The sequence below is a fragment of the Saccharopolyspora karakumensis genome, assembly GCF_004349225.1.
GTDB classification, from domain to species: domain Bacteria; phylum Actinomycetota; class Actinomycetes; order Mycobacteriales; family Pseudonocardiaceae; genus Saccharopolyspora; species Saccharopolyspora endophytica.
On record NZ_SMLA01000104.1, the window covers coordinates 1 to 7,120 of the forward strand.

The window sequence follows — 7,120 nt, forward strand, 5'->3', positions numbered from 1 at the left end:
CCGCCGCGTCCTGCCCCACCACCTTGGCCTGCAGCTGCTCCTCCAGCCCCAGCAGACGCGAGACGTCCTCGGCGCTGACATCGGCCACCGGGATCCCGGTGCGCGAGGCCACCACATCGGCGACGTCGTCGGCCACCACCGTCGGCTCGAACACCGCCGCCGAACGCACCTGCCCGCCGCGCCGCAACCGCACCCGGCTGCACGCCTGATCCAGCAGGTCCACCGCCTTGTCCGGCAGGAACCGGTCGGCGATGTAGCGCTGGGACAGCTCCGCAGCGGCTTTCAGCGCCGCCTCGTCGATGCGCACCCGGTGGTGGCGCTGGTAGCGCTCCCGCAAACCCCGCAGCACCACCACGGTCTCCTCCACGCTGGGCTCGTCGACCATGATCGGCGCGAAACGCCGCTCCAGCGCCGGATCCTTCTCGACGTGCTTGCGGTACTCCTCGACCGTGGTGGCACCCAGCAGCCGCACCTCGCCGCGCGCCAGCGCGGGCTTGAGCATCGTGCCCGCGTCCATCGACCCCTCACCGGCGCCGGCACCGACGATGCTGTGCAGCTCGTCGATGAACACCAGCACCGACTCGCGGTTGGCGCGGATCTCGGTGAGCACGTCGCGGAACCGCGACTCGAACTCGCCCCGGTACTTCGCCCCGGCCACCATGCCCGCCAGATCCAGCGACACCACCCGCAGATCCGCCAGCGACCACGGCACCTCACCGGCCACGATCCGCCGCGCCAAACCCTCCACGATCGCCGTCTTGCCCACGCCCGGATCACCCACGAACACCGGGTTGTTCTTCGAGCGCCTGCCCAGCACCTCGATGGCCTGCTCGATCACCGCATCCCGGCCCACCACCGGATCCAGCTTGCCCGCCCGCGCCAGCTCGGTGAGATCCATCCCGAACTCGTCCAGCCGCGGCGTCAAGCTCAGCACGCTGCGACCACCACCGCCCTCACCGAGCTCGATGGCCCGCGCCAACGCGCGCCCGGCCACCGAATCGGCGTCGGCGGCCAACCCCAGCACCACGTGCCGCGCACCCACCACGTCGGCGCCCTCGGCCAACGCCTGCCGGTAGGCACCCAGCAGCGCCCGCCGAGCCGCCGAGGACAGCACCGGAGAGCCCTGCAGCAGCGGTTCCTGCACGGCGATCACCGCCGAGCGCACCGCCTCGGCGAGCTCACCCACCCGCACACCCGAGGAACCCAGCAGCTCGGCCGTGGCCGGCACCTGGGTGACCGCCCACAGCAGGTGCGAGCTGTCCAACTCCGGAGAACCCCAGTCCACGGTGGCCCGCACCGCCTTGGACACCACCTCGTGCGCCTGTTCGTCGAGCAGCGCGCTCAGCGCCGCCGACTGCGCGGCCGCCTCACCGGAACCGGCGAGCACGTCGCGGAACAGCGAATCGAAGGCGGCAGAGGAGTCTCCGGCACTGCCGCGATCCAACCGGGCCACCTCCACACACGACGAACATCGCCCGCCCACCCGAAAACCCGGATGCGGCAGGCGATGTCGAACCTCAGCGGACGGGCACCAACCCCCGCGATACCGGAGGCTCGACCGGTGAACACCTCACCGGGATGCCGCCGCCACCGTCGGTGCCGCTCGCAAAACCCCTGCGCACGGACCCTTCTCACGCCTGGAAACCCGGCGCCACCGCGCATGATCATTGTGGCACGAGGAATCCGGCAACCCGGGCCCGGGTGCTCGGCGGCTCAGCTGGCGCGCTGTTGTGCCTGCTCTATGGCATCGGCCAACCGCGACAGCTCCTTGCCGATGTGCGACAGGCGCTCGGACATCACGCTGGCGTGCCCCGACAGCGGCCCCACGTGACCGGCCGCCCGCAGCCACTCGGTGACCCCCGACAGGCCACCCGACATGCCCTCCACGGTCAGCGAGAAACCACGCATGACCTTCTCGATCTCCTCGACGCTGTGCGCAACACCCGGATCGCGCAGCCGCTCGCCCAGCGCCACGGTCGCCTCGCCGACCTGACGAGCGACCTCCGAGGAGTAACCCGACTCGGCCGCTCCCGCCTCCTCACCGCGTCTGCCCGAGCGACGCGACGGCGGGCCGTGCTTACCCGCCTGAGACGACGAGTGGTCGGAATGTCCAGCGGCAGTCATAGCGAACCAATCAACCCGAATCCAGTACCAACTCCACCCCGACCACCACGCGCCCGGCCGGTCCGGCACGTGTTGTCCGGATCCCGGGCTTGTCGCAGCACAGGAGTAGGTGCGGAGAGGTTAGCGCGTCAGTGCCGGGCGTGGTGAAGGCGATGCGCAAGCATTATCTCCAGACCCCGCACAACCCACCGAGATCACCCCCGCGCGCCCGCCGCGCCACCAGCCGAGATCACCCACCGGACCCACCGGGACGCGCACGGTGATCGGTCTCAGCGCTGCTCGCCGAGCTCGGTCAGCAGCGCGTTGATCTCCTCATCGGTGGTGGCGGCGAAATCCCGGTAGAACTGCCCGACCGCGGCGAAGCCCACCGGTTGCAGCACGCACACCACCGCATCGGCCTCACCGCGCAGCGCCCGCACCGACTCCGGCGACCCGACCGGCACAGCCAGCACCAGGTGCCGGGGCCCGGCCTCGGCCAGCATCCGCAGCGCCGCCCGCGCGGTGGCACCGGTGGCCAGCCCGTCGTCGACCAGCACCGCATCCCGACCGGCCAGCTCCACCGGCTCACCGCGGTAGAGGCGCTCGCGGCGGGCGGCCTCAGCGCGCTCGCGCTCGCAGGCCCCCGCCAGATCGTCGACGTCGAGCCCGAAGGAGCGCACCAGCGCGTGGTCGTAGCCGGGCGGGCCGTGCGCGGTGACCGCACCCAGCGCCAGCTCGGGCTGACCCGGAGCGCCGATCTTGCGGGCCACGCACACCCGCAGCGGGGCACCCAGCTCCCGCGCCACCTCGGCGGCCACCGGAACACCCCCGCGCGCCAGACCGAACACCACCGGGTCGACCAGGTCCAGGCCGTGCAGGTGCCCGGCCAGCACCTGACCGGCGTGGGCGCGATCGTCGTAGCCGGTCGCGCCGGAGTGCCGGGATCGCGTTCGAGGCATCGCGCGCCCCTTTCCCACCACATCGGGGCCACCCCTGGGGGTGCCCACCGCGGTGGTGCGGGCAAACCGCCCTCAGCGCCCCAACGCGCTCACCCGCAGCACCCGCAGCCGGTTGAGCGCCGCGGCCACCTCCAGCGGCCGGGGCACCGCGAAATCACCCACGAACCGCTCGTCGACGGCCTCGACCCCGCGCTCGGTGATGTCGGCGGCCAAGGCCTCGAGCACCTCGGCGATGCTGGCGCGCCCGTCGAGCACACCGCGCCGCGCGCAGCTGACCAGCGCCAGACCGATCCCGGTGACCTGGGAGGCGTCGACGATCTGCTCCACCCCGCGCAGTTCCACCGTGGACTCGCCGAGGGTCAGCGCGTCGGTGCCGCGGGCGCGGATCTTGGGGCGCTCGGTGGGGATCGAGCGCGGGTCGACCACCCGGTGACCCAGCGGCGGGTAGCCGTCGGCTTCGCTGTGCCGCCCGGTGGGGCGGGCCCGCGAGAGCTCCCGGGCCCGGTCGGTGACATCGCGCGCCCGGTAGGCGTCCATCATCAGCACCCGGTCGGCGACATCCATGTAGTCACCCGAGCCGCCCATGACCAGCACCGTGGACACCCCGTGGGTGGTCCGCAGCGGGCGGATGAGGTCGACGAACGGCGTCAGCGGCTCGGCGTCCTTGGCCACCAGGGCCTGCATGCGGGCGTCGCGGATCATCAGGTTGGTCGCCGCGGTGTCCTCGTCGACCAGCAGCACCCCGGCGCCGGCCTCGACGGCCTCGGTGATCGCCGCGGCCTGCGAGGTCGAACCCGAGGCGTTGTCGGTGGAGAAGTCCCGGGTGTCGGCGCCGGTGGGCAGGTGCGAGACGAACGGGCTGACATCCACCCGGTGCACGCGCCTGCCGTCCTCGGCGCGGACCTTGGTGGTGTCAGCGCGCGCCACCACGAGCTCGCGGCCGTCACCGGGAACGTGGTCGTAGACGCCCTGCTCCAGAGCGCGCAGCAGGGTGGACTTGCCGTGGAACCCGCCGCCGACGATGAGCGTGATGCCCTCGGGCACGGCCATGCCGGTGACCTCGCCGCGGTGGGGCAGGCGCACGGTGGCCCGCATCGATTCCGGCGAGGAGAACACGACACCGCTGGTCAGGGGACGTTCGTCGATGCCGCTGCGGCGCGGCAGGATCGCTCCGTCAGCCACGAAGGCCACCCAGCCGCGTTCGGCCAGGGCTTCGCGCAGCGCGTGGGTGTCCTCGACGCTGTCGACGAAGGTGCGGGCCTGCTGCTGGTCGGCGCTGCTCCAGCGCAGCGCGGTCTCGACCGCCTGGGGCAGTTCGTCGCAGAGGGTGCGCTCGGCGGCGCGACCGTCGATGGTGCGGCCGCGGCCGGGCAGGTCGATTCCCATGCGCACCCGCACCGCGCCCTGGCGGACCTGGCAGGAGCTGCGGTCGAGGACCTGCTGGCCACCTGCGTCGACCCGCAGCCTGCTGTCGCCGAGCGCCCGGTGCAGCCGCCGCACCAGGTATCCGGCCAGGGCGCGGGCGCGCACCGGGTTGTCGTGGAGTTCGGAAGGCAGGCCCGCGTGGTCGGCGTCGACGGTGATCTGCACGCGGCTGGCCGGGGCGTAGGGGTCGGGTTGGACGCGCTGGACCTGCAGGGTGAAGCCGTCGAAGCGCCAGGAGCCGGTCAACGATTTGTAGCGGCCGTAGCTGGCGCCGTGCATGCCGCCCAGTTCCTGGCGCAGCCGCTGCGCGTCGCCGCGGGCCGCGGTGGGGTCGCGCTGGGTCTGGGCGGGTGAGGTGCGGGAGCCGCTGTGCCGGGGCCCGCCCCGGCCGCCGTGTCGCTGTGCCATGCACACAGGGCTACCGCAGCGGCGCCGGAATCTCCAACCGGCCATGATCCAGGCCACAGTGGACACACTGTGGACCGGTGCGGACTGCGGGTTTTCCCCCGGAACTGCGAAACATTCGCGCGTCGTGATCGGGCGAGGGCGGTGACGTCGGGTTATCCTCTGCGGGCGCCCGCAAGATCAGCCGTCAACGACCTTTCGAGCAGGCCGCGGTGGGTAAGCCCCCGTGACCGGCCCGCTCTCGCACCGGCACCCCGCCTGGCGGGAGTGCCGGTGTCCAGTGAGGAGGCCAGAGATGTTCCCACCGTCCGGTCGTCACCGGTCTCGCGCGGTTTCGCCCCGCCGCAGGGGTTCGCTGGTGTTACTGGCCGTCGTGGCCGCCCTGATCGGGGCCGCTTCCCCGGCGCAGGCCGCCGCGCCCCGGCTCGATCCCCACGACACCCACGGCGCGTGGATCGGCTACAGCGCGGGCCGTGAGGCCTCCGACGAGCGGACCTCCGGGCAGGTTCCGGCCGGTGCGCTGGCGGGGATGGACGTCAGCGGCCACCAGGGTCAGGTCGACTGGCCGCGGGCGTACGCCGACGGGGCGCGTTTCGCCTACGTCAAGGCCACCGAGGGCAGCGGGTTCCGCAGCTCGTCCTACGCCCAGCAGTTCCACGGTGCGGCGGCGGTGGGAATGGTGCGCGGCGCTTACCACTTCGCGCTGCCCGACCGCGCTCCTGGCGCGGTGCAGGCCAACTTCTTCGTCGACAACGGCGGCGCGTGGACGCCGGGGTCGGGCACGCTTCCCGGGGTTCTGGACATCGAGCACAACCCCTACGGCGAGACCTGCTACGGGCTGGACCCGGTAAGCATGTCGCGCTGGATCGCCGATTTCTCCGGCACCTACCAGGCGCGCACGGGCCGGGCTCCGGTCATCTACACGACGGCGTCGTGGTGGAACCAGTGCACGGGCGCCAACCCGGACTTCGCGGCGCACAACCCGCTGTGGATCGCACGGTACGCACCCGAGATCGGCCCGTTGCCGGCGGGCTGGAACTTCCACTCGTTCTGGCAGCACTCCGATGCCGGGCCGCTGCCGGGCGGACAGGACGCCTTCAACGGTGACTTCGGCCAGCTGGCGGCCTTCGCCGGCTGATACCAGCGGCACGCGCAGAGCACACAAAGGTGGGCCGTCCCCTTCTCGCGGGACGGCCCACCTTTGTGGTGCGTTCTACTGCCCGAGCAGCTCCGGCGGGATGGGCTGGTCGTTGTTGATGGCCTCGAACATCTGGCCGGCCTTCTCCTTGTCCCAGACGATGACCGATCCGCCGTCGGAGTCCTCCCCGAAGCGCCCGAAGGGCACCTGGGTGGTCACGCCCTGACCACCGCTGACATCGCCCATGGCCAGGGCCAGCGACATCAGGTGCCAGATGTGGTCGGAGTCGTTGACCAGGAAGGTCTTGCTCGCCCCGGAGGCCAGCGGGAACAACCGGAACGGGTTGATCAGCGTGGCGGGGCTGGTGCCCTTGTCGACCAGGGCGCCCAGCAGCTTGCGCTGGTTCTCGGCGCGTTCGAGGTCGCCGCCGTCCAGGGAGTAGCGGGCCCGGACGAACCCGAGCGCCTGGGCGCCGTCGAGCTCCTGGCAGCCCTGGGGCAGGTGGACGTTGGCCATGGGGTCGTCCATGGGCTTGTCCAGGCAGATGTCGACTCCGCCGACGGCGTCGACGAGGTCGGCGAACCCGCCGAATCCGATCTCGGCGTAGTGGTCGATGTGCACGCCGGTGTTCTGCTCGACGGTCTGGGCCAGCAGCTGCGGCCCGCCGAAGGAGAACGCCGAGTTGAGCTTGGTCTTGCCGTGCCCGGGGATGGCCACGTAGGAGTCGCGCGGGAGGCTGATCAGCGCCGGCTGCCCACCGCCGCTGGGGATGTGCACCAGCATCATCGAGTCGGTGCGGCGCCCACCGGCGTCACCGGCGGAGAGCTCTTCGCGCCGGGCGTCGTCGAGGCCTTCGCGGGAGTCCGAACCGACCAGCAGCCAGTTGCTGCCCGCCGAGTTGCCCGCCTGGCCTTCGAATTCCAGGGCGGCGGTGCGCTGCAGCATGCTGTCGAAGTAGAACACCAGCGCACCCAGCAGCACCACGACGATCAGCAGCGCGATGCCGATGCGCTTGCCCCACCTGGGCCTGCTCCGCCGCCGCGGCGGCGGGGGTGGCGGCCGGTCGCCGCGCGGGCGCCCGGGTGGGGGT

Annotated in this window: 6 protein-coding genes; 1 reads left to right on the forward strand and 5 read right to left on the reverse strand. The window is 72.2% G+C overall.

Annotation, left to right across the window (positions count from 1 at the left end; translation table 11 throughout):
• The 4 genes from E1202_RS30705 to E1202_RS30720 all read right to left on the reverse strand — a co-directional run.
• Positions 1 to 1,453, reverse strand: a 1,453-nt coding sequence (locus tag E1202_RS30705) for an AAA family ATPase (RefSeq protein WP_235879134.1), incomplete at its 3' end; no start/stop codon positions are given.
• A gap of 260 nt (positions 1,454 to 1,713) precedes the next feature.
• Positions 1,714 to 2,124, reverse strand: a complete 411-nt coding sequence (locus E1202_RS30710; protein WP_132686810.1) for a hypothetical protein — start codon at positions 2,122 to 2,124, stop codon at positions 1,714 to 1,716.
• A gap of 269 nt (positions 2,125 to 2,393) precedes the next feature.
• The gene (locus E1202_RS30715) at positions 2,394 to 3,062 is read right to left on the reverse strand and encodes a phosphoribosyltransferase (RefSeq protein ID WP_132686811.1); all 669 of its coding nucleotides are present in this window, start codon (positions 3,060 to 3,062) and stop codon (positions 2,394 to 2,396) included.
• A gap of 72 nt (positions 3,063 to 3,134) precedes the next feature.
• Positions 3,135 to 4,895, reverse strand: a complete 1,761-nt coding sequence (locus tag E1202_RS30720) for an ABC-ATPase domain-containing protein (RefSeq protein WP_132686812.1) — start codon at positions 4,893 to 4,895, stop codon at positions 3,135 to 3,137.
• A gap of 355 nt (positions 4,896 to 5,250) precedes the next feature.
• On the opposite strand from E1202_RS30720, the gene E1202_RS30725 reads away from it, so the two are divergent.
• Positions 5,251 to 6,030 (forward strand): lysozyme, encoded by a 780-nt coding sequence (locus tag E1202_RS30725; protein WP_235879135.1) that lies wholly within the window; start codon positions 5,251 to 5,253, stop codon positions 6,028 to 6,030.
• A gap of 75 nt (positions 6,031 to 6,105) precedes the next feature.
• Here E1202_RS30725 and E1202_RS30730 read toward each other — a convergent pair.
• Positions 6,106 to 7,120: LCP family protein (locus E1202_RS30730; RefSeq protein WP_235879136.1), on the reverse strand; the 1,015-nt coding region annotated here is incomplete at its 5' end.